Annotated in this window: 18 protein-coding genes and 1 tRNA gene; 6 read left to right on the plus strand and 13 right to left on the minus strand. The window is 60.4% G+C overall.

Translation table 11 applies throughout. The features are described from left to right. Window positions 1–51: 51 nt before the first annotated feature. The 4 genes from OKC42_RS11235 to OKC42_RS11250 form a co-directional block, all read right to left on the minus strand. Window positions 52–915 carry a virulence factor BrkB family protein gene (locus tag OKC42_RS11235; RefSeq protein ID WP_270819689.1) on the minus strand — a complete coding sequence of 288 codons (864 nt, stop codon included), beginning with the start codon at window positions 913–915 and terminating at the stop codon, window positions 52–54. 177 nt (window positions 916–1,092) lie between these two features. Then, window positions 1,093–2,334 carry a malic enzyme-like NAD(P)-binding protein gene (locus OKC42_RS11240; RefSeq protein ID WP_270819691.1) on the minus strand — a complete coding sequence of 414 codons (1,242 nt, stop codon included), beginning with the start codon at window positions 2,332–2,334 and terminating at the stop codon, window positions 1,093–1,095. A 254-nt stretch (window positions 2,335–2,588) separates the two neighbouring features. Continuing rightward, complete coding sequence (locus tag OKC42_RS11245) at window positions 2,589–3,815, minus strand: aromatic amino acid transporter (RefSeq protein WP_005355439.1); 1,227 nt, start codon at window positions 3,813–3,815, stop codon at window positions 2,589–2,591. Between the two features lie 169 nt (window positions 3,816–3,984). Then, a complete protein-coding gene (locus OKC42_RS11250) occupies window positions 3,985–5,418 on the minus strand; it encodes a DUF2867 domain-containing protein (RefSeq protein ID WP_069527629.1) in 1,434 nt (477 codons plus the stop codon). 286 nt (window positions 5,419–5,704) lie between these two features. Here OKC42_RS11250 and OKC42_RS11255 point away from each other — a divergent pair, with 286 nt between their 5' ends. Next, window positions 5,705–6,796 (plus strand): hypothetical protein, encoded by a 1,092-nt coding sequence (locus tag OKC42_RS11255; RefSeq protein WP_270819693.1) that lies wholly within the window; start codon window positions 5,705–5,707, stop codon window positions 6,794–6,796. A gap of 66 nt (window positions 6,797–6,862) precedes the next feature. Here the strand turns inward: OKC42_RS11255 and priA are convergent, their stop codons facing one another. After that, window positions 6,863–9,070 carry a primosomal protein N' gene (priA, locus tag OKC42_RS11260; RefSeq protein WP_270819694.1) on the minus strand — a complete coding sequence of 736 codons (2,208 nt, stop codon included), beginning with the start codon at window positions 9,068–9,070 and terminating at the stop codon, window positions 6,863–6,865. A 147-nt stretch (window positions 9,071–9,217) separates the two neighbouring features. On the opposite strand from priA, the gene rpmE reads away from it, so the two are divergent. Next, on the plus strand, window positions 9,218–9,433 hold the full coding sequence (rpmE, locus tag OKC42_RS11265; RefSeq protein ID WP_005340673.1) for a 50S ribosomal protein L31: 216 nt from the start codon (window positions 9,218–9,220) through the stop codon (window positions 9,431–9,433). 99 nt (window positions 9,434–9,532) lie between these two features. Here rpmE and OKC42_RS11270 read toward each other — a convergent pair whose 3' ends face one another. Further along, window positions 9,533–10,183, minus strand: a complete 651-nt coding sequence (locus OKC42_RS11270) for a chromophore lyase CpcT/CpeT (RefSeq protein WP_270819696.1) — start codon at window positions 10,181–10,183, stop codon at window positions 9,533–9,535. Between the two features lie 122 nt (window positions 10,184–10,305). Further along, window positions 10,306–12,159 (minus strand): methyl-accepting chemotaxis protein, encoded by a 1,854-nt coding sequence (locus tag OKC42_RS11275; protein WP_270819699.1) that lies wholly within the window; start codon window positions 12,157–12,159, stop codon window positions 10,306–10,308. A gap of 146 nt (window positions 12,160–12,305) precedes the next feature. Between OKC42_RS11275 and rraA the strand changes: the two genes are divergently transcribed. Next, entirely contained in the window at window positions 12,306–12,791 is a 486-nt protein-coding gene (gene rraA, locus OKC42_RS11280; protein WP_005340678.1) for a ribonuclease E activity regulator RraA, read from the plus strand. Window positions 12,792–13,061: 270 nt separating this feature from the next. Here the strand turns inward: rraA and OKC42_RS11285 are convergent, their stop codons facing one another. From OKC42_RS11285 to OKC42_RS11295, 3 genes are all read right to left on the minus strand, one after another. Then, window positions 13,062–13,736 carry a 7-cyano-7-deazaguanine/7-aminomethyl-7-deazaguanine transporter gene (locus OKC42_RS11285; RefSeq protein ID WP_005340680.1) on the minus strand — a complete coding sequence of 225 codons (675 nt, stop codon included), beginning with the start codon at window positions 13,734–13,736 and terminating at the stop codon, window positions 13,062–13,064. Between the two features lie 159 nt (window positions 13,737–13,895). Next, entirely contained in the window at window positions 13,896–14,183 is a 288-nt protein-coding gene (locus OKC42_RS11290) for a DUF3630 family protein (protein WP_103250825.1), read from the minus strand. Window positions 14,184–14,193: 10 nt separating this feature from the next. Next, window positions 14,194–15,621 (minus strand): protein adenylyltransferase SelO, encoded by a 1,428-nt coding sequence (locus tag OKC42_RS11295; RefSeq protein ID WP_270819703.1) that lies wholly within the window; start codon window positions 15,619–15,621, stop codon window positions 14,194–14,196. Window positions 15,622–15,726: 105 nt separating this feature from the next. Between OKC42_RS11295 and OKC42_RS11300 the strand changes: the two genes are divergently transcribed. Beyond that, the gene (locus OKC42_RS11300) at window positions 15,727–16,029 is read left to right on the plus strand and encodes a c-type cytochrome (protein WP_005340687.1); all 303 of its coding nucleotides are present in this window, start codon (window positions 15,727–15,729) and stop codon (window positions 16,027–16,029) included. A 66-nt stretch (window positions 16,030–16,095) separates the two neighbouring features. On the opposite strand, the gene recQ is transcribed toward OKC42_RS11300, so the two are convergent. Then, on the minus strand, window positions 16,096–17,931 hold the full coding sequence (gene recQ, locus OKC42_RS11305; protein ID WP_042081697.1) for an ATP-dependent DNA helicase RecQ: 1,836 nt from the start codon (window positions 17,929–17,931) through the stop codon (window positions 16,096–16,098). 133 nt (window positions 17,932–18,064) lie between these two features. On the opposite strand from recQ, the gene OKC42_RS11310 reads away from it, so the two are divergent. Both OKC42_RS11310 and OKC42_RS11315 read left to right on the plus strand, forming a co-directional pair. Continuing rightward, on the plus strand, window positions 18,065–18,529 hold the full coding sequence (locus OKC42_RS11310) for a thioesterase family protein (protein WP_005355465.1): 465 nt from the start codon (window positions 18,065–18,067) through the stop codon (window positions 18,527–18,529). A gap of 124 nt (window positions 18,530–18,653) precedes the next feature. Beyond that, window positions 18,654–19,181 carry an AbiTii domain-containing protein gene (locus tag OKC42_RS11315; RefSeq protein ID WP_247823650.1) on the plus strand — a complete coding sequence of 176 codons (528 nt, stop codon included), beginning with the start codon at window positions 18,654–18,656 and terminating at the stop codon, window positions 19,179–19,181. A gap of 248 nt (window positions 19,182–19,429) precedes the next feature. Here OKC42_RS11315 and OKC42_RS11320 read toward each other — a convergent pair. Together OKC42_RS11320 and OKC42_RS11325 are read right to left on the minus strand one after the other, a co-directional pair. Beyond that, window positions 19,430–19,506 (minus strand) — tRNA-Pro (locus tag OKC42_RS11320). Window positions 19,507–19,661: 155 nt separating this feature from the next. Beyond that, entirely contained in the window at window positions 19,662–20,366 is a 705-nt protein-coding gene (locus tag OKC42_RS11325; protein ID WP_139442322.1) for an MOSC domain-containing protein, read from the minus strand. Window positions 20,367–20,397 lie beyond the last annotated feature (31 nt).

The raw sequence follows: 20,397 nt of genomic DNA on the forward strand, positions 1-20,397 counted from the left end.
GGTCGTCGATGCTACCAATAAACCGGTGGCCAAGGCGATGGCTTAGCCAAGCTACTCGCTCGCCGGTTTCTCATATTCGCCGAGGCAGGCCGTGGTTTCAGCCCCCAGTAGTACCACCAGCCAGCTGAGATAGACCCAGACAAACAGGATCGGGATGGTGGCCAGCGCGCCGTAGATGGCCTGATAGGAGGGGAAGTTGGTGATGTAGATGGCAAAGCCGCGCTTGGCCAGCTCAAACAGGGTCGCCGCTACCAGCGCACCGATAAAGGCGTGGATCAGCCGCACCTTGCAGTTGGGTACCACGGTATAGACCAGCAGGAAGGTGAGCACCGAGAAGAGGAACGGCAAACCCCGCAACAGCAGATAACCGATACCGAACAGGCTCTCGGCGCCAAACAGCCGCAGCGAGAAGATGTAAGAAGAGATGGCGATACTGGCTCCGATAAGCACAGGCCCCAGGGTCAGGATCATCCAGTACATGGCAAAGGCCTGCGCCAGCGGGCGGCCCTGGGTCGAGCGCCAGATGTAGTTGAGGTTCTTGTCGATGGCGGAGATCAGCATCAGCGCCACCACCACCAGCGCCCCAATCCCCACTGCCGTGGTGTTGGTGGCATTGGCGACGAAGCCGTCGATGTACTCCTTGAGCATGTCGCCTGCGGTCGGCACAAAGTTGTGGTAGACGAACTGCTCCATCGCCTGCTTGAGGCTCTGGAACACCGGGAAGGCGGACATCATGCCAAACACCACGGCGATCATCGGCACCAGCGAGAGCAGGGTGACATAGGCCAGATAACCGGCGGTAACCGTCAATCTGTCCTGCTGGAAACGGCCCCAGACAAACTGGGCAAAGTGGCGACCATCATGGCGCAAGAAGGAGAGGGCGTGGGCCAAACGGCCACTGACAGGCTGCTGCATCTTGATTCTCGTTAGCGTCATAGTGGCAATATTGTGTCAGAGGAGAGCGCTGTTTGACCACCTTTGAACCCGATTTGCCTCCATATGCCCTAACCTGTAGCCCGGATGGCGTCTCTGGCTGTCGCCAGAAGCAGAGATAAAAACGGCCCCGATAAAGGGGCCGTTTGCAACGCCGGATTACAGCATGTAGTCCGCGGGCAGCTCGATGCGGGCGACGCCGGAGGCCACCGCTGCCAGCGCCACGGCGCGGGCAACCCGCGGCAGCAGACGGGCATCCATCGGCTTGGGAATGACGTAATCCTTGCCGAAGGCGAGCTCGCTGACCCCGGCGGCGGTCAGCACCTCGGCCGGCACCGGCTCCTTGGCCAGCGCGCGGATCGCCTCGACCGCAGCAATCTTCATGGCATCGTTGATGCGGCTGGCGCGGGCGTCGAGGGCACCGCGGAAGATGAAGGGGAAGCAGAGCACGTTGTTGATCTGGTTCGGGTAATCGGAGCGGCCGGTGCCCATGATAAGGTCGCTGCGCACCGCGTGGGCCAGCGCCGGCTTGATCTCCGGGTCCGGGTTGGAGCAGGCGAAGATCACCGGATTGGGCGCCATCAGGGCGACCGCTTCGGCGGGCAACACATCTGGGCCGGAAACACCGACAAACACATCCGCCCCTTCGATGACATCCATCAGGGTGCGCAGCGGGGTCTCGCTGGCGAAGCGCTGCTTGTACTTGTTGAGATCGCTGCGGCCGGTGTGAATCACCCCCTGACGATCCAGCATGAAGATGTTGTGCGCTCTGGCGCCACACTTGATCAGCAGATCCATGCAGGCGGTGGCGGCAGCCCCCGCCCCCATGCAGACGATGCGGCTGTCACTGATCTGCTTGCCCTGAATCTCCAGCGCGTTGAGCAGACCGGCGGCGGTGACGATGGCGGTACCATGCTGATCATCGTGGAACACCGGAATATCGCAGCGCGCGATCAGCGCCTCTTCGATCTCGAAACACTCCGGCGCCTTGATATCTTCCAGATTGATGCCACCGAAGGTATCGGCGATAGCCGCTACCGTGTCGATGAACTGCTGGCTGGTCTCGTGCTTCACCTCGATGTCGATGGCGTCGATACCGGCGAAGCGCTTGAACAGCAGGGCCTTGCCTTCCATCACCGGCTTGGAGGCCAGCGGCCCCAGATTGCCCAGACCCAGAATGGCGGTGCCGTTGGAGATGACGGCCACCAAATTGCCCTTGCCGGTATAACGGTAGGCATCGGCCGGGTTGGCGGCGATCTCGCGCACCGGCTCGGCAACACCCGGGCTGTAGGCCAGCGCCAGATCACGGGCGGTTTCGGCAGGCTTGGTCAGGGCGATGGCAATTTTGCCCGGTACGGGCTGGGCGTGGTAATCGAGTGCTTCTTGACGCAGATCGGACATGGGGGACCCCGATGTGGTTGGTGCAAATGAGGTGCCGACAGGGGGCACACAGAAGGGCGGGGATCATAAAAGAAAGCGGTGGGCATGCCCAGCAGATCATGCTGCCGCCAGCCAGATCAGACCAGTTATTTCAGCACCTTACCCCACCCAAACCTACCACTTTAGTTATAGATCCTGCTGTGCCGGGTAAAAATGGCGCAAAAAGGGCGGCAAGTTGGCCTTGCCGCCCTTTCTGTCAGTGCTGTAAACCTGACTCAGTTGCCCAGATAGACCGGCAACAGATTTGCCATCGACAGGAAGTGGAACAGCGCGGTCGCCAATCCGAACAGGATCAGCAGCCAGGCCATCAGCTTGCCGCCGGGGGTGACGAAATGGGGGGTCACTTCGCCCCGCTCGGCACGCGCCCGGGTGCGCAGCACCAGCAATGCCGGGATGATGCAGGTCCAGATGGTGGCGGCGGCACCGGCATAGCCGATGGCCAGCAGGAAGCCGAACGGGAATAGCAGGGAGAGCACCAGCGGCGGCAGGAAGGTGACCGCCCAGGTCTTGCAGCGACCGGCGCGGCTGTTATCGAACTTGAATAGATCAGCCAGATAGTCGAACACCCCGAGCCCTACCCCGATAAAGGAGGAGAGGATCGCCGCCATGGAGAAGCCGTTGATGGCGCTGGCCACCTTCTCCGATTCAATGACCCCGGAGAGGGCCGAGAGCAGCACGCTCACATCGCCGCCCTTGGCAATCACCGGAGCAAAATCCTGACGGGGCAGGTTGCCGAAGATCCCCAGCAGCCAGAGCACGTAGAGCGCCAGCGCGATCAGGGTTCCCCCCAGAATGGCCCATCTGGCCTGCTGCTCGTTCTGGTAATAGGCACGCAGGGAGGCAACAGAGTGGTGATAGCCGAACGAGGTGAGCGCCACCGGCAGCATCGCCATGGCATAGGGGGCGTAGCGACTCTCGCTACCCGCCAGATCGAGAAGGGTCGGCAGCTTGATACTGCCGAGCAGCCCGGCCACACCGAGGGCGAAACTGAGGATCATAAAGGCGATCAGCACCACAGAGATGCGGTCAACGGCGCGGGTCGAGTGCCACACCACCGCAGAGAAGAGCGCCACGAACAGCACGGACGCGAGCTTGCTGTCGATCCCCAGTATCCCCTGCAGGATGGCACCGGAGGAGGTGATATAGGCGTAGAGCAGAATACCGCCAACAAAGTAGACCGAGAGGTTATTGAGGAGATTGAGCTTCTCCCCCAGCAGCTCGCGAGTCACGGTATTGAAGGAGACCCGCATATCGTGGTGCTGGAAGGATTCCAGCAGCATCCAGCCGGAGAGGGTCATCATCACCATGGTGACGGTCAGCGCCAGCACCGACCAGAGGGTCCAGGCCCCCGCCCCCGAACTCGGCAGACCGAGCATGCCGGCCCCCACGCAGACGCTGGCAATGATGCAGGCGCCCCCCAAAATTGACGGTTTTTTCTTCATAATCCCTTCTTTTTCTGACTGATTATCTATCCGCGGTAAACAAGACCGCGGCATGATGCCAGCCTTTGCCATGAGACGCCTACCACTATCTGCCATAACCGGGCATGGCCGCCGCATAAAAAGTGCCCCGAACGGGGCACTCTATCAGCGGGGATGGTGTGAAGAGGGGTTAATCCATCACCGGGATACCTGCCCTCGCCTCAGCCTGACGGGCGATGGCTTCGGTCATCCCCTGAAAGATAAAGAGGTGGAACGGCAGCATGGCGAGCCAGTAGGCCAGCCCCCAGGCGCCCTGCGGATGCCAGTGAGCGGTGACCCGGATGCGGGTCAGGCCAGACTCCTCCGGCAGGATGTTGAACTCCAACCGCCCGACGCCCGGGGCCTTCATGTTGAACAAGAGATCGAGCCTGCGCCCCTCATCCACCCCGAGGATCTGCCAGGAGTCGAGCATGTCACCCTTCACGAAGCGATCCGGATTGGTGCGGCCACGGGTGCGGGCCGGGCCGCCGATCAGGTGATCCATCCATTCGCGCACCACCCACAGCTCGTTCATGTAGAAGTAGCGCTGCTCACCCCCCAACTGCTGCAACACCTGCCACACCACCTCGGGGGAGGCGAGGCAGATGGCCTCGCCGCTGGCGGTACGGTCATAGAAACCATATTCGGGATGGCGCCAGCGCAGGCCAAGGGGCGTCTCCTGCCCCTGCTGTTCGGCACCCAGCTTCTGCTCCAGCGCCAAACTCTCCGCCAGCGCCTCGTCGAAGCTGAGCAGAGTCTGGGGCAGCAGGGCACGCAGCGGGCCGTCGTCGGCCGGGATATCGTGCTTGAGACCCCCCACCAGCGCCTTGGCCACCGGCTGCGGCACCGAGGTGACAAACTGCAGCCACCAGGCAGAGAGGCGCGGACTCAGAAACGGGATGGGAATGATGGGGCAGCGCTTGCCAATATGGGCGGCGAACTTCTGCAACTGCTGCTGATAGCTGAGCAGCTCGGGGCCGACCGCATTGAAGATGCGGCCATCCACCTCGTCGGCTTCCACCAGCCCACCCAGATAGTGCAGCAGGTTGGACAGCGCAATCGGCGGCGTGCGCGAGCGCACCCATTTGGGCGTAACCATCATCGGCAGGTTGAACACCAGATCCCGCATCACCTCGAACGCCGCCGAACCGGGCCCGATGATGATGCCGGCGCGCAGCTCCACCGTCGGTACGCCGGAGTCACGAAACAGCTCGCCACAGTGGCGGCGGGAGTTGAGATGGCGGCTGTTGCACTGTTCAGGCTGGATCGCCCCAAGATAGATGATGCGGCGCACCCCGGCGGCGCGGGCAGCGGCAGCGAAGTTCTTCACCCCCTGCTGCTCCAACCGGTGAAAATCGGCCCCCGCCCCCATGGCATGCACCAGATAGAAGACGGTATCGATGCCCGCCAGCGCAGGCAGCAAGGTGATCGGCTTGAGGCTGTCGGCGAGGCGAAACTCGACTCCCTCAGGCAAGCGGCAGGGACGGCGCGCCCCGGCAATCACCCTGTAGCCCAGCGTTTGCAGGTGGGGCACCAGATAGGAACCGATATAACCTGCCGCTCCCATCACCAGACAGTTACGCATGAGTGCAGCCCTCAGCATCATTGATGCAAGGGGCGCCAGACAGGAATCCACCATAGACTGCCACGTCCATCACCAGACAATTTCTCATGTAATTCTCCCTATCCTCACCGATGCCGCTTGTCAGCCAGAGTGCGCAGCGCTACCTGAAAATGTTCAACTAGAGCGCCACTATCCAGTCTCTTGCCATCCTGCCACGCCACCACCTTGCAACCTAGTACTAACCACCTCCCTGATTAGTCCGATTTGGTGTTAAGCCCTGCTTATTCACTGGTCGATAACTGACCAGATGTATAGCGCCGAGGGCGAACGTATGCGCATCGATCACTACGACCTCCAGGGGGAGGTTCAATACCGGCAACAACAGGCCCAGAGCCGCAAGGTGCGCAACCTCGGGCCAGTGCCACCCGTCGTCAATCCACCGGAAGGCAACAACGCGGCAGTGGCCGGCAAACGCAGCAGCACCCTGACCCTCACCAGCGCCCTGACGCTGCAAACCGCGAGGCAATCCGCCGCCAGCCAGCAAGCGGCAACACCTCCCGCCCCGCCCGCAGCGGACGTTGGCAAAGAGCAGGATGGCATTCCCGACGATGGACTGGATAACCGCCAGCGGCTGATCAAGCTGATGATTGAAGCGATGCTGGGCCACGAAATCGAGCTGCCCAAGCTGATCAAGCCCACCGAAGAGGGGGGCGAAGGGGTGACCCAAGGAGAAGCCGCAGCTCAGGCTACCGAGCCGGATCAACTGGTGGAGGTGACAGACACCCTGCTGCAACAGGAGCAGCTCAACGTGGTGGCGTCAGCCAGCGTAGCGACTCGGGATGGTCAGACTATTCAGCTCGATCTCGGCTTTGTGCTCGACTGGCGTCAGCTGGAGGTGAGCCAGCGGCGCACCACCCTCAATGCCCTCAAAGATCCGCTGGTGCTCAGTCTGGATGGCAAGATTGCCGATCTGACCGAGGCACGGGTCACTTTCGATATTGATCAGGATGGCAAGGAGGATAGCCTGCCGGGTCTGCGGGAAGGGAGCGGCTTTGTGGCGCTGGATCGCAATGGCAACGGCACCATAGACGATGGGGGCGAGCTGTTTGGTGCACGCTCCGGCAATGGCTTCGGCGAGTTGGCCACCCTGGATGAGGATGGCAACGGGGTGCTGGATGAGGGGGATAGCCAGTTTTCAGCGCTGCAGTTCTGGCATCCGGAGCACGCACCTATAGCTCTGGTCGAACTGGGGATCGGCGCCATCCTGCTACGCCCCCTCGACACCCCCTTCAACCATCTGGGGGAGAGCGGCAATCAGGGGGTGCTGCGCCAATCCGGCCTCTATCTCACCGAACAGGGTAAAGGAGGCTGGGTGCAGCAGATCGATCTGCGGGTCTGAGCCTTGAAATGAAATCACCCATCGGTCGCTGACGATAACTGCCAGCGACCGGCGCCGGTGCCACCATCAACTCAGCTCGGTGGGGTCGATATCCAGACTCCAGCGCACCCTTTTGGTCTCAGGCCAGCCTTCCAGCTCCTTCACCGCCCAATCCAGCAGTTGGGCCAGCGGTACCCGGTTCGGCCCCTGCACCAGCAACTGCATGCGGAACTTGCCCGCCTTGCGCTCCATAAAGCCGCTGATGGGCCCCAGCACCTGAACGTGGGGATAGCGGGCGCTGCGCAGGGTATCGGCGAGGCGGGCGAGGAACAGCTGCACCTCGTCACGGCCATTGGCCTCGGCGCGGAACAGCCCCTGATAGCTGAATGGTGGCAGCCCCAGCAGGCGGCGCTCTTTCAACGCCGTATCGGCGAAGTGGCCGTAGCCATTCTGGGTCAGATCCTGCAGCAGGGCGTGCTCCGGATGGTGGCTCTGCAGCACTACCAACCCGGGTTTGCTGGCTCGACCGGCGCGGCCCGCCACCTGGGTGTAGAGCTGGGCCAGTTTCTCGGCGGCGCGAAAATCGGCGCTGAACAGGGCACCATCCACATCCAGCAGACCCACTAGCGTCACATCCGGGAAGTGGTGGCCCTTGGCCAGCATCTGGGTGCCGATCAGGATCTTGTACTTGCCCGCCTTGATGTCGCCGAGATGGGTCTCCAGCTCCCCCTTGCGGCGGGTGTTGTCCCGATCGATGCGCACCACCGGATATTGCGGGAAAACCGTGGTGAGCAGCTGTTCCAGCTGCTCGGTGCCGACTCCCGATCCGATCAGTTCGTTGCTGCCACACTCGGGGCAGTGGTGTGGCAAGGGGCGCACGCTGTCGCAGTGGTGGCAGTGCAGCCGCCGCCCGGCCTGATGCCAGGTGTACCAGGCGTCACAGCGCTCGCAGGCGGCGCTCCAGCCACACTGGTGACAGATCAGAGCCGGGGCATAGCCACGGCGGTTGAGAAACAGCATCACCTGATTGCCCGCCGCCAGATGTTCTGCCATCAACTGCTCCAGCTGGGGAGAGAGCCCAGCCTGCAGCCGCACGTTCTTGATATCCAGAATCACCTGCCGGGCGGTCTGGGCATTGCCGGCACGGCGGGTCAGGGCGAGGTGGTGATACTTGCCGGTGCGGGTGTTGTGCAGCGTCTCCAGCGACGGAGTAGCAGAGCCGAGCAGGATGGGGATACCGGCACGATGGGCCCGCATCACCGCCAGATCCCGCGCGTGGTAGCGAAAACCGTCCTGCTGCTTGAAAGAGCCGTCGTGCTCTTCGTCGATGATAATGATGCCGAGGTTGTTAAACGGGGTGAACACCGCAGAACGAGTGCCGATCAGGATGGCGGCGCCGCCGTCGCGGCAGGCGAGCCAGGCGTCGAGCCGTTCCCGATCGTTCATAGCGGAGTTCATCGCCACCACAGGCACGTTGAAGCGGCGGCGGAAGCGGTTGATGGTCTGCGGGGTGAGGCCGATCTCCGGCACCATCACCAGCGCCTGCTTGCCCGCCTTGAGCAAGGGCTCGAGGATGCTCAGGTAGACCTCGGTCTTGCCGGAGCCGGTAATGCCGTCCAGCAGAAAGGCGCCGAACTTGTCGCTCTGGCTGGTAACGGCAGAGACGGCCAGCGCCTGCTCGCCGTTGAGGCGCAGCCCCTCCCCCGGTTCAAAACGGGCGGCCCAGTCGCCGTCGTGACTCGGCTCCAGCGAGCGCTTCTCCAGCAGCCCCTTCTTCTCCAGCGCGGTGAGAGCGGCGCTCTGGACCTCCTCCTGTTTGAGGGCGGAGGGGGTCTGCGGCCCCTTTCGCAGCAGGGCGAGCGCTTGCTGCTGCTTGGCCGCCCGCTTGAGCTCGTTAAGGTCGATGGCCATGCCAGCCTCAGTTGCAAACCAGAACTCCAGTTCACGATAAGCGGCAGGCTCCCCCTTGCGCACCAGCACTGGCAGGGCGTGGGGCAGCACTTCCCCCAGCGGATGCTGGTAGTAGCTGGCGCTCCAGTTCATCAGCGCCAGAATATCCGGCCCCAGCACCGGCGTCGCATCGAGTACGCGCTTGATGGGCTTGAGCTTGTTGCGGGGCACCTGGCTGTCAGCCGGATGATCCACCACCAGCCCGACCAGGGTCTGGGGACCGAAAGGGATCTCGACCCGGCAACCGGGGGCAGGTAACGGCAGGGGAGAGAGATAGTCGAAGTGACGGCGTAACGGTACCGGGACAGCGACACGAACCAGATCCAGCGTTTGGGAAGAATTCACCAGGGGTTGCCTATTTTTTCTGCGAAGCCACTTGCCTGATCTCAGGCATTTCCTATATTATTCGCAGCCTTTGAAACTGTGTTCAACAATCGTGTGGTGTCCGACAAGAGATCGGATGGCGACACGGCCTATTAATTGAGGTTGTCCATGAAAGCTGGTATCCATCCTGACTACGTAGCCATCACCGCCAAGTGCTCTTGCGGTAACGTCATCAACACTTTCTCTACCATCGGTAAAGATCTGAACCTGGACGTGTGCTCCGAGTGCCACCCGTTCTACACCGGCAAGCAGAAAGAAGTTTCTAGCGGCGGCCGCGTAGACAAGTTCAACAAGCGTTTCGGTGCGATGACCACCAAGAAGTAATTTTACTTCTGAAGAATTCTGAAAAAGGCGCCCAATGGGCGCCTTTTTTACGATCCCTGTTTTTCATCCTTCATGTTCCCGCAGCCAGACCACTCGCCCCTACTGGCCAAACCCTTTGGAACGACGCAAATAGACATACCCCTCACCCGGGCTACCCCAGCGCGGGCTCCCTGCGTTGTCATAGGCGCGATCCAGCAGTCTGACGCTGTCGGGACCAATCCAGATATGCTGCACCAGCGTCGTGGCACCACCAAAATCGGTAGAGCAATGGCCCACCCGGGTGTGGCCGGCATATTCGCCGGAGGGAGTGCGTGTCAGCCAGATCTCGCAACCGTGGCGCAAGGAGAGCTGCTGCGGGGTCAGACTGTCGAGCAGGGCGGGATCATGCCAGGCTCCGGCAAAATCGGTGGCACGGGGCATGGTCAGTTCGGCCATCAGGATCCGCCCGTCAGGGGCGGGTGAGAAGCGATAGATGCGCTGGCGGAAGGGACGGACGGAGCGCAGACTCAGGTACTGCTCGGCATAGACCCAGCGATAGCCCTGATAGCCGGGCCAGATCTCCATCAGGCGCAGCTCGGCACTGGTAAAGCGGCTGTCGTAACTGGCCTGCTCTCGGCTCGTAAAGGCCCCGTTGAACCAGCTGAGTAGCGGCTCCATGCCTGGCTTGAGTGGGATAGCCTGAGGCGCCGAACCTGCCAACACCAGACAGGAACAGAGCAGCCCGAATACGGCCACCAGCAACTTTGCCATCGAATCCTTCCGAATCATCATAGTGGCGGCGATTATATGAGCGAATTACCCCAATAACAGCCATTACGATCAAATCATTGCCACTCTGGTGCAAAAACCTCACAAGGATGCCAGTCTGCTCACTAAACCCGATATTTTGCCACCGCCTTGTTGAGCAGCTGGGCCTGCTCGTTGAGGCCCTCGCTGGATCTCGCATTTTCCTCCGCCATGATGCTCGACTCCTGGGCGATGTCGCGGATGTTGTTGACGTTGCGGTTCACCTCGTTGGCCACCAGACTCTGCTGTTCGATGGCGGCGGCAATCTGGGTGCTCATGTCCATTATGTTGGTAACATCCTGAGTGATCTGCCCCAGCAACTCCCCTGCAGTACTGGCCTGATCCGAGCTGCGGTTGCCCTGCTCGCGGCAGGTCGCCATCACCTCGACGATGCTGCCGGTCTGTTTCTGCAGCGAGCTGATGATGCCGGCGATCTCCTGGGTCGATTTCTGGGTACGGATGGCCAGATTGCGCACCTCATCGGCCACCACCGCAAAACCACGCCCCTGATCCCCTGCCCGAGCTGCTTCGATGGCTGCGTTGAGGGCCAGCAGGTTGGTCTGCTCGGCAATGCCACGGATCACGTCAAGCACGGAGCCGATGGTCTCGCTCTCTTTTTGCAGCTGGCTCACCTCGCGAGATGAGCTCTCCAGATTGCCCGCCAGCGAGCGGATCTGCTCGACAGTATTCTCGACCGCAGTCCTCCCCTCCATCGCCTTGTTGTTGGTCGCCTGCGCATTGTTGGCCGCCTGCTCAGTGTTGCGGGCGATCTCTTCGATGGTGGAGCCCATCTCGGTGGACGCGGTCGCCACCATGTCGGTCTCTTGCAGCTGGCGCGCCGCCCCTTCACTGGTGCGCTTGACGTTGGCCGAGAGGTGATCAGCCGCTTCGGTCAGGGTGTGCACGCTCTGCTTCACATCGCCAATCAGGTTGCGAAACCCGCCCAGCATCACGTCGAGATTGCCTGCCAGCTGGGCCATTTCATCGGCCCCGCGCAGTTCTATCTTCAAGCGCAGGTCATTATCCTGGCGAATGCGGTTGACGGTATCATTCACCTGAGTAATGGGACGGTCGATGCTGCGCCCCAGCAGCACGCTCATGATGCCGATCAGCACCACAATCACCCCGCCACAGACCAGCATCAGGCTGTTGAGGCGAGTGCTCTGCCGCTCCAGCTCAGCGACAATGTGTTGATCGACGACGGCAAACCCCTGTTCGGTCTGATGCACCAGATCCCGCATCTGGTTGCGCAGCCCCTCATCCTCTTTCAGCCCCAGTACCTGCATCCCCTGCACCAGCGCCACAAAGTCCTGCCGGTACTGCTTGCTGGCCTGCTCCAGCTTGCCGCGATCCGCCTCCGGCAAAGTGGCAAGGTTATCCTGAAAACTCTTGTGCAAGGTCTCGAAACGCTCCAGATACTGGATATCGGAGCGAAGCATGAAGTCCTTCTCCGCCCGTCTCAGCTGCAACATGGTGATGAGCAACCCCTGCTGATCCAGCTGCTTGAGCCCATTCTCCACCTCATGCACCGCCGCCCTCAGCTGGCCATAGAGCCCCTCCTCCGGCCCCAGACCAATCTTCTGCTGCTGGGCCACCAGATCGTTGAACGCTTTGCCATAACCGCTGATCTGCTGATCCAGTCTGGTCAGCTCCCCCTCGACGGCCGCCAGATTGTCATCGCTCACCAGCTCCCGATTGTGCTGGTGAAAGTCTGACAGCCCCTGATTGAAGCGCTCGACGAAGGTCATATCCTTGCGGATCAGAAAATCCTTCTCGGCCCGCCGCAGGTTGAGCATGGCGATCTCCAGCTGGTCGATATTACGCTGGGCTTCGGTCAGATGACGGTGCACCTGGCTGGAGTAGATAAACAGGCCGCTCAGTACCAGCATGGCAACGGCAACCAGCACGGTATTCAGGATCAACTTATGACGGATAAGCACGATGGACCTCTCGCAAACTGGCAGTGAACTGCATTGAGCTTATGCAGAAAAGCGGCGACAGGTGATCTGTGCAAGGAATATTCATTGAAATGCCACACCCACTCCTTATACTGGTTGCACCTGTTTCCAGCCGTGGATTTGACACTATGGAATACAATACTTCTGAACTGTGCGACATCTATCAGGACATGGTGGATGTGCTTGAACCCATGCTCTGCTCCTTCGGCGGCCGTGCCTCTTTCGGCGGCGTCATCACCACCGTCAAATGCTTCGAATCGAATGGCCTGATCCGTGAACTCGTCAAAGAGAACGGACTGGGACGCGTCTTGCTGATCGATGGCGGTGGCTCCATGCGCCGAGCTCTGATCGACAGCGACATCGCCACCACGGCGGCCGAGAACGATTGGGAAGGGATTGTCTGCTACGGCTGCGTCCGCGAAGTCGATATTCTGGAAGATCTGGATATCGGCATTCAGGCACTGGCAGCCATTCCGGTCGGTGCCGACAGCAAGGATGTAGGGGAGACCGATCTGCCGGTCAACTTCGGTGGCGTGACCTTCCTGCCTGACGACCACCTCTACGCCGATACCACAGGGGTGATCCTCTCCCCCGAGGCACTCGATATCGAGTAAGCCACAGACAGAGTGACGACGGGAGCCTTGGCTCCCGTTTTTTATGCCTGCAACTTGCTGAAAAATGACAAAAAAAGAGGGCCAGATAAACTGGCCCTTAACTGGAAGCAATGTGAGCAATGTCGTGCCTTCACAAGAAGTCCATCACGTTGGAACGAATGAAGTCTTTCCCGGAAAACAAGTTAACAATAATCATTCTCATTTAACTAGGCAAGCGCTATTTGCAGAAAGTGCAAAAAAATTGACCACCGCGAAGGGTGGTCAATCTCGTCAGGCTTGCCGGGTGGCCGTTTGCAGGCTGGATAATCCGGCCTCGCCCACCAGCTTGCGGCTGAGGTAGCGCAACAAGACACCGTAGAGCGGCACGAACAAACCAAGGCTTATCAGCAACTTGAATACGTAATCGACGGTTGCGATCTCGACCCAATGCTCTGCCATGAAAGGATCTGTGGTGCGCCAGAAGGCCACACTGAAGAAAGCGATGGTATCAACCAGATTACCAAACAGGGTGGAGGCCGCAGGTGCAATCCACCACTGCTTGAGCAGACGCAGGCGGTTGAACACCACCACATCCATGAACTGCCCTACCAGATAGGCCATAAAGCTGGCCAGCGCGATACGCGCCACGAACAGGTTGAATTCAGCCAGATGACCAACGCCCTGGAAGCTCCCTTCGAAGAAGAGCACAGAGAGCGCATAGGAGACCGCCAGCGCAGGAAGCATCACGGTCTGGATAATCTTGCGTGCCAGACCGGCACCGAAGATCCGCACCGTCAGGTCAGTGGCGAGGAAGATAAACGGGAAGCTGAACGCCCCCCAAGTGGTGTGGAAGCCAAACACAGTGATCGGCAGCTGCACCAGATAGTTGCTGCTGGCAATGATCAGGATGTGGAACAACGACAGGCGAACGAGCGCCGTTTGGTACTGCGCAGGGGTCAGATTCATCTTGTGACCTTTTTGGTTAATGGGGTTAGGGAACCCATATCGCCACCATTGGCGATAATCGAGGGGCGAGATTATACGCCCCCAAACCGATAGTTCAATCTTTATGCGATTACGCTTGTCCAGGTTGGCCTGCGGCAGAGCAGGCCTTGTGGGCGATAGTCACACCTTGTGCTGTCTGGCGAGCCAGAGCAGCGCCTCCCGATCCGCCGGGCGCACCGCCTCCAGCCAGCAGCCGCTGTAATGTTCGTACTCCAGCCGAAACTGGCTCCCTTCAAACTCCAGCAACCAGCTATGGCGGTCGGCCCCCGCATCCTGCTCGAGCGGCTGCAGCTCCCACTCTCGCAGCAAGGCCTGCGCCAACAGCGGGAACGTATCCCAATCGAGTGCCGGACAATCCAGCGTCACCACGCCAGCTTCGTTATCTACCTGTTTGATTTGCCAACTCATTCCCTGTCTCTCAGCTACTGCAGGAGAGCTCACCACCGCAATACCATGCCGGAGTCGGGGTGGCGAGATCCTCATATTCGGGTTGTTCATCATAGGGGTGCTGCAAGGCGGCGAACAGCCGCTCGAACGGCTGCATATCCCCTACGTCGGCGGCGTCGATCACCTGCTGGGCCAGCGCATTGCGCAGCACATACTTGGGATTGATGGCATCCATCTGCGCCTTGCGCACGGCATCCTCGCTGCCTTCGCGCATTAGCCGCGCCCGATAGCGCTCCAGCCACACCTGCCAACCCAGTGGTTCAGGCAACAGGACCAGCAGAGATGCGGGCCACGCCCCCTCTTGCGTCACCTCACCGAGACGGCGAAGGAACAGGTGGTAATCCACCTTGTGGGCCGCCAGCAACCGGAACAGCTCGCGGAACATCGCCGGGTCATCCTCCTCCCACACCGCCAACCCGAGTTTGGCCCGCATCAGTTCGGAGTAGTGCAGCATCAACTGCTGTTCGTACTGGGCCAACGCAGCAGCCAGCACATCACCGTCTACATGCCCCGCCAGTGCCTGTGCCAGCTTTTGCAGATTCCAGTAACCGACCGCGGGCTGCTGATCCAGCGCGTAGCGGCCCGCAGGATCCGAGTGGTTGCAGACAAAATCGGGCACGTAAGCATCGATAAAGCCGTATGGCCCGTAATCCAGCGTCAAGCCGAGCAGCGACATGTTGTCGGTATTCATTACCCCGTGACAGAAGCCCGCCGCCTGCCATTTGGCAATCAGCCGCGCGGTGCGGCGCACCACTTCGGCAAACAGTTCGGCACCACTCTCCTGTTCGGGGAAGTGGTGGCGCAGCAGATAGTCGATGAGTGGCGGGATCTTCTCTCCCTGCCCGCTCCAGGCGAAATACTCGATATGGCCGAAGCGCAGATGGCTGGGGGCGGTGCGCAGCACGGTCGCTCCCGTCTCCACCTGCTCGCGGTAAACGGGCTCCTGACTCCCCACCAGCACCAGCGCCCGGGTGGTCGGTATGCCGAGGGCATGGAGCGCCTCGGAGGCTAGATATTCGCGAATGCTCGAGCGCAGCACGGCGCGGCCGTCACCAAAGCGGGAAAACGGCGTCTTTCCTGCCCCCTTCAGGTGCAGATCCCAGCGCTGACTATCCGGCGCCTGCTGCTCACCCAACAGCAGCGCGCGACCATCCCCAAGCCGGGGGCTATAACCCCCGAACTGATGGCCCGCATAGACCTGCGCTACCGGCTGCATACCGGGCAGCACTTTTCCCTCGCCACAACAGGCGATCCAGTCAGCCTCGCTGACGCCTCCCAGCCCCAACTTATCCAGCAAAGCCCGGTTGAGATGAAGCAACCGGGGCTGCTGCAGCGGCTGGGGGACCACGGGTTCACAGGCCCAGGGCAACTCGGTCGCAAAAGTGTTGATCAACTTCATGGTTGTGCCATTCGTCCCTGCGTATGCTCGTGTCACTCTTTATACTGCCGTCAGCCATGCTTGCGCTAACTGGCAACCATCATTTTTCAATTCAAGGAGAAGAAGATGCAAAAATGGGTATATGCCCTGCCCTTGCTGGCACTGGCGTGGGGTCATCAGGCCAAGGCTGCCGATATTGAAGCCGGCAAAGCCAAGGCGGCGGTCTGTGCCGCCTGTCACGGCGTGGAAGGCAAGGCGATGATCCCCAACTATCCCCATCTGGCGGGTCAGAATGCCGCCTATCTGGTGAAACAGTTGAAAGCGTTCAAGGATGGCACCCGCAAAGAGCCCTTGATGGACCCCTTCATGGCGCCGCTGACCGATGCGGATATCGACAATCTGGCGGCCTTCTACGCCAGCCTGAAATAACCTCGCGTCTGACCCAGGTTCTTCCGAGCCGTGCTTGCCGTGGTCGATTAGGCTGCCTAATCGACCCTACCGGCGGCAGTAATCGATGATCAGGTCCATAAAGGCTTCACCGAAGCGTTCCAGCTTGCGGTGACCGACGCCGTTGATAGCCAGCATCTCGTCTTCGGTCATCGGCATCAGCTGAGCCATCTCTACAAGGGTCGCATCGTTGAACACCACGTAGGGCGGCACCTCTTCATCCTCGGCAATCTGCTTGCGCAGGCCGCGCAGCTCCTTGAACAACCGCTTGTCGTAGTTGGCATTGTCGAGCAGACCATTGCGCTTCTCCTTGCGGCTGGAGATAGGCTGCAGGCGGGGTACCGCCAACTCCAGCTTCACCTCGCCACGCAGCACGGGGCGGGCCGCTTCGGTCAGCTGCAGCACCAGATTGCGGGTGATGTTCTGGGTCAGCAGTCCCTTGTGGATCAGCTGGCGGATCACGCTCATCCAGTATTCGTGGCTCTGATCCTTGCCGATGCCGTAGGTCGAGAGCTTGTCGTGGCCGTGATCCTTGATGCGCTGGTTCAGCGACCCGCGCAGCACCTCCACCACATAACCCACCCCGAAATTCTGCCCCACCCGCCAGACGCAGGAGAGCGCCTTCTGGGCATCTTCGGTGCCGTCATAACTTTTGGGCGGATCGAGACAGATATCGCAGTTGCCGCACGGCTTATCGTTGTACTCGCCGAAGTAGTTGAGCAGCACCTGACGGCGGCAGGTCTGCGCCTCGGCAAACGCCGCCATCACGTTGAGCTTGTACTGTTCCACCTGCAACTGCTGGGGATTCTCGATGTTGTCGAGCAGGCGGCGCACCCGACCGATGTCGGCGGGATCGTAGAGCAGCAACGCCTCGGCGGGAGTCCCATCACGCCCCGCGCGGCCGGTCTCCTGATAGTAGGATTCGATGTTCTTCGGGATGTCGTAGTGCACCACGAAGCGCACATTGGGCTTGTCGATGCCCATACCAAACGCCACCGTCGCCACCACTATCTCGATGTCATCCTTGAGGAAGGCATCCTGGGTCTGCTGGCGCTGCTCGAGCGGCAGCCCCGCATGATAGGGCGCGGCCTTGCAGCCGTGGCGGGATAGCCGCTCGGCCACCTCCTCCACCCGGTTGCGGCTGGAGCAGTAGACGATGCCGCAGTTGCCCTTCTGGCTCTGCACGTAACGCAGCAGCTGCTCGGCCGCCTTGAACTTCTCCACCAGGCTGTAGCGGATATTGGGACGATCGAAGCTGGCCGTGTGAATAAAGGGATCATTGAGTTCTAACCGGTGCAGCATGTCGCTGCGGGTTGCCTCGTCGGCGGTGGCGGTCAGCGCCACCACAGGCACCTGCGGGAACCACTGTTTGAGCCGCCCCAGCGCCGCATACTCAGGCCGGAAATCGTGGCCCCACTGGGAGACACAGTGCGCCTCGTCGATGGCGAACAGCCCGAGCGGCAGCTCGGCCAGCCGATCCATAAACTCGTGCTGCAACAGTCGCTCGGGGGAGACATAGACCAGCTTGATCTCGCCACGGCGCATGGCGGCGAAGTTCTGGATCATCTCCTCCCGACTGAGGGCAGAGTTGATGTAGACCGCCGCCACACCGTTGGCACGCAGGCTATCGACCTGATCCTTCATCAGCGAAATAAGGGGAGAGACCACAACCCCGAGCCCGGGCCGCAGCAGCGCCGGGATCTGGTAGCAGAGCGACTTGCCGCCACCGGTGGGCTTGAGCACCAGCGCATCGCGCCCCGCGACGATCTGCTCGATGATCTCGAGCTGACCCGGCCGAAACTGCTGATAGCCGAAGACCGCCTGCAGCAGGGCAAGCGGACTCTCTGGCTGAGGATCTGGCAGGGTTTCGGCAATCGCGGTCATGGGCTCTCCTTTGGGGTCGCCATTCTAAAGCAGCCGCCGCCCACAATAAACCTGCCATTGCGACTGTTAAGGAACTGTTGCAGACTGGCTGGAGTTTTTACTCGGCTTTGATGACAAGGATTGGGATCAGAGAATGAAACAGATGCTCAAGAAGATGGCGCTCAGTGGCATTGCCAACCTGTTTGCCGAGAAGATGCCCTTCAACAAGCTGATCGGCATGCAGGTGACCCACTACGACTTCGACAAGGTGGAACTGCGCATCAAGATGGACGAGAAGCTGATCGGCAACCCCTTCCACAACATCCTGCACGGCGGCGTCACCGCCACGCTGCTGGATGTAGCGGGCGGCATGATCGTTGCCGCATCCTGCATCGACGAGCTGGAGGAGTTCTCCCCCAGTTATCTCAAGGAGCGCTTCGCCCGCCTCGGCACCATAGATCTGCGGGTGGATTACCTGCGGCCGGGGCGCGGCAACGAGTTTATCGCCACCGCCCACATCATCCGGGCTGGCAGCAAGGTGGCCGTCGCCCGGATGGAGCTACACAACGAAGAGGGCACCCACATCGCCTTCGGCACTGGTACCTATCTGGTGGGTTGAACCAAGTTAGTGCATAAAAACCACGCGGCTAATCCACTTTTAATCATTAGATTCCTTACCCCCTCTGGCCGAACAAGGTCCATACTGATAGTCGGGATTGTGTGCAGAGGGAGGATTGCAGGCGATGAGTGCGAAACTGGCCATCAAACCATCCAGAGCCTTGTTGATACAGCTCGAGTCCATGCTCGACGAGGTGCAGACACCCGAGTGTCGCCACTGGTTGGAACAGGAGCTTGAGGGGTATTCTCTCTCCTCACCCCTGCCTTGGTATCGCATCGTTCCCTGTCGGCAACGCGGTCACTTTCTGGATCTGAAAACGGGAAAATATTTGACCTGTCACATCAACAGTCAAACGCTATGCCAACGCGATCTGGCCCAAATTCAGTTCATTTATGCCCGTGAACCCGCCGCCCACTATTTGCTGCAACGCAATTCCGGTATTGAACCCTGGCCAGAACAGCTGCTGGAAGATTATCAGGAGCAGTTGATCCCCGGCCATCTATGCCTGCAAGCCTGGCATGAGCCCGTGATTTCATTACGTGCACAACTGATGGAGGGAATAGAACATTTCATTAGTGAGTACCCCAAGCACGCGGCCTTGCTGCCTCAACACAGTTTCAAGGCTTTGCGGCATCAGCACTGGCATATCTGAGTAAGCGCCTGGCGCGCAAGGAGGGCACCATAGACAAGACCCATAGCGAGATTGCCACAATCTAGAGTGCCGGAGTCAGGATCAGACTCCACCGATGGGCCACCGAGCGGTGGCCCTTTTAATGTCTGTGGTCTTGCTTCGCCCCTGCATACAGCAGGTCAGGTCAACAGGTCAGCAGCTAAAGAAAATCGGGAAAACAGGAAGGATAAATGCAAAAAGGCCGCTCTATTGAGCGGCCTTTTCAAATTTGGTCGGTGTGAGAGGATTCGAACCTCCGACCCCTTCGTCCCGAACGAAGTGCGCTACCAAGCTGCGCTACACACCGATGTCTGCGGGACGGGAATTTACCGAAAGCCCCGACCTGACACAAGCCTTTTTTGCATTTTGCAGGAAAAAAAGTGCCGTTCGCTCAACTATTCAGCACTCTTTTCACCCGTTTACCGGACTGCAGCCAGCTGGTGACATTCCGGCAACCGGCCGTCAGGCCAGGCGCAGGGATGCCGGCCCCAGCAGACGGCGCTGCCAGTCAGCCACAGTGCCATGCTCCAGCCAGTCGGCTGCATGCTGGCGCCAGTTGGGCGAGAGGGCCGGATTTTCCAGCAACATCAGCAGATCCGCTTCATTGCGCACCTGATTGAACAGGATGTCCGCCGTGCGCTTCACCGTCAGCTCGGGATAGGGTCTGTCTACCAGCTCCATGGCCGTGTCAGGCGCGATCATGCCCTCCTCCAGCACCCGCAGCAGCCAACCACAACGGCCATTTAGCTGCATCACCTGCGACATCTGGCCATAGCCAAAGCGCTGGTTGAGCTTGAAGCAGGGGGATCTTGGCTGACTTATCTGGATCAGCGCCTCGCCGAGTCGATAGACATCGCCAATACAGGCTTGCACCTCGGTCAGACCGATACCGGAGAGGTTCTCGCCAAAGGCGGCAGGTTGCCAGGGGGTACGTGGCGCAGGCAAGCCCAGTGCGGTTTGCCAGGTCTGCCACCAGAGATAGTGATCGGCAGGATAGTAGTGGAGCGCCCGATCCGGGCCACCGTGGTGGCGCAGGTCACACTGCTCATCCCCTTCCAGACCGGCAAAGGTACAGCGAACTGGTGCAGAGATCGGTTGCTTGTGAATGGCGCTGGTGAGGCCGGGCACCAGCTCGGTGCCACGACCGCTAAAAAGGGAGATCCGCATACTCATCCTCCAGATTGACGAGAGTAGGCGG

It is taken from the genome of Aeromonas sp. Y311-2 (assembly GCF_027706025.1).
Taxonomy (GTDB): domain Bacteria; phylum Pseudomonadota; class Gammaproteobacteria; order Enterobacterales; family Aeromonadaceae; genus Aeromonas; species Aeromonas veronii.

What these genes read in the sequence shown, in the direction of transcription:
- OKC42_RS11235 (WP_270819689.1), bottom strand. Translation starts at nt 915, where the DNA reads ATGCAGCAGCCTGTCAGTGGCCGTTTGGCCCACGCCCTCTCCTTCTTG.
- OKC42_RS11240 (WP_270819691.1), bottom strand. Translation starts at nt 2,334, where the DNA reads ATGTCCGATCTGCGTCAAGAAGCACTCGATTACCACGCCCAGCCCGTA.
- OKC42_RS11245 (WP_005355439.1), bottom strand. Translation starts at nt 3,815, where the DNA reads ATGAAGAAAAAACCGTCAATTTTGGGGGGCGCCTGCATCATTGCCAGC.
- OKC42_RS11250 (WP_069527629.1), bottom strand. Translation starts at nt 5,418, where the DNA reads ATGCGTAACTGTCTGGTGATGGGAGCGGCAGGTTATATCGGTTCCTAT.
- OKC42_RS11255 (WP_270819693.1), top strand. Translation starts at nt 5,705, where the DNA reads ATGTATAGCGCCGAGGGCGAACGTATGCGCATCGATCACTACGACCTC.
- rpmE (WP_005340673.1), top strand. Translation starts at nt 9,218, where the DNA reads ATGAAAGCTGGTATCCATCCTGACTACGTAGCCATCACCGCCAAGTGC.
- OKC42_RS11270 (WP_270819696.1), bottom strand. Translation starts at nt 10,183, where the DNA reads ATGGCAAAGTTGCTGGTGGCCGTATTCGGGCTGCTCTGTTCCTGTCTG.
- rraA (WP_005340678.1), top strand. Translation starts at nt 12,306, where the DNA reads ATGGAATACAATACTTCTGAACTGTGCGACATCTATCAGGACATGGTG.
- OKC42_RS11285 (WP_005340680.1), bottom strand. Translation starts at nt 13,736, where the DNA reads ATGAATCTGACCCCTGCGCAGTACCAAACGGCGCTCGTTCGCCTGTCG.
- OKC42_RS11290 (WP_103250825.1), bottom strand. Translation starts at nt 14,183, where the DNA reads ATGAGTTGGCAAATCAAACAGGTAGATAACGAAGCTGGCGTGGTGACG.
- OKC42_RS11295 (WP_270819703.1), bottom strand. Translation starts at nt 15,621, where the DNA reads ATGAAGTTGATCAACACTTTTGCGACCGAGTTGCCCTGGGCCTGTGAA.
- OKC42_RS11300 (WP_005340687.1), top strand. Translation starts at nt 15,727, where the DNA reads ATGCAAAAATGGGTATATGCCCTGCCCTTGCTGGCACTGGCGTGGGGT.
- recQ (WP_042081697.1), bottom strand. Translation starts at nt 17,931, where the DNA reads ATGACCGCGATTGCCGAAACCCTGCCAGATCCTCAGCCAGAGAGTCCG.
- OKC42_RS11310 (WP_005355465.1), top strand. Translation starts at nt 18,065, where the DNA reads ATGAAACAGATGCTCAAGAAGATGGCGCTCAGTGGCATTGCCAACCTG.
- OKC42_RS11315 (WP_247823650.1), top strand. Translation starts at nt 18,654, where the DNA reads ATGAGTGCGAAACTGGCCATCAAACCATCCAGAGCCTTGTTGATACAG.
- OKC42_RS11325 (WP_139442322.1), bottom strand. Translation starts at nt 20,366, where the DNA reads ATGCGGATCTCCCTTTTTAGCGGTCGTGGCACCGAGCTGGTGCCCGGC.